This window comes from Streptomyces sp. AC627_RSS907 (assembly GCF_019049165.1).
In genome coordinates this window covers 1-590 of record NZ_JAGMUE010000614.1, presented here as the reverse complement: position 1 = coordinate 590, position 590 = coordinate 1, and the positions used below count along the sequence as shown (strand labels likewise).

1 protein-coding gene is annotated in these 590 nt (G+C 73.2%); it reads left to right on the top strand.

The window, feature by feature from the left end; genetic code table 11:
• Nucleotides 1–590 (top strand): VOC family protein (locus KUM32_RS37405; protein WP_217146303.1); only part of this gene is annotated, 590 nt, incomplete at both ends.

The window sequence follows — 590 nt, the reverse complement described above, 5'->3', positions numbered from 1 at the left end:
GCGCAACGGAGTTCGGCCACTACACACAGGCGTATGCGGGCGGTAAGGCGGTGGCCGCGATCGTGCCGCCCATGCCGGGCGCCGAGGAGCGGTCCGCGTGGTGCCTGTACTTCGCGTCGGACGACGCGGCGGCGACCGCCGAGGCGATCCGGGCGGCCGGCGGCGAGGTGGTGATGGGGCCGATGCGGGTCAGCGAGTTCGGCACGATGGTGATCGCCCGCGACCCGAGCGGGGTCGCCTTCGGCGTCTGGGAGGCGGGCCAGCACAAGGGGTTCGAGAAGGTCGCCGAGCCCGGCGCGTACTGCTGGGCCGAGGTGTACACGCGCCAGCCGCGGCAGTCCGACGCGTTCTTCGCCGCTGTCTTCCCCTACCGCGCGCAGCAGATGGACGACGAGCAGATGGACTTCAGGCTCTTCAGCCTCGCCGACGGGCCGGTGCTCGGCCGGCTGGCGATGGGCGAGGACTTCCCGGCGGAGGTGCCCTCGCACCTCCAGGTCTACTTCGCCGTGGACGACTGCGACGCGGCCGTGGCCCGGGCGACCGCCGGCGGCGGCCAGGCGCACTTCGGCCCGATGGACACCCCGTATGGC